The sequence below is a fragment of the Methylobacterium sp. C33D genome, from assembly GCF_053345825.1.
This window is the reverse complement of the sequence record NZ_JBKFAV010000178.1, coordinates 1-318: the sequence shown is the minus strand read 5'-3', so window position 1 is coordinate 318 and position 318 is coordinate 1. Positions and strand designations below refer to the sequence as shown.

Here is a 318-nt window from a genome sequence, read left to right as displayed (position 1 = left end):
GCTTTACGGCGCGGGCGACGCCGTCATCGGCATCAACCCCGCCTCGGACGATGTCGAGACCGCGATCGCCCTCACCACGATGCTGGACGAGATGCGCCAGCACTACGAGATCTCGACCCAGACCTGCGTCCTGACCCATGTCACGAACGCGATGGCGATCATAGAACGCGGCGCTCCGGTCGATCTTGTATTCCAATCCGACGCCGGCACCGAAGCGGCCAATCGCGGCTTCGGTATTGACCTCGCTCTGCTGGCCGAGGCGCACGACGCCGCAAGGGGCCTGAAGCGGGGCACGGTCGGCGACAACGTGATGTACTT

General features: G+C 64.8%; 1 protein-coding gene. It reads left to right on the top strand.

Features of this window, described 5'->3' with window-relative positions; all coding sequences use genetic code 11:
* The coding region (gene eutB / locus ACLBXO_RS31935) for an ethanolamine ammonia-lyase subunit EutB (protein WP_447687942.1) at nucleotides 1-318 on the top strand (318 nt) is incomplete at both ends.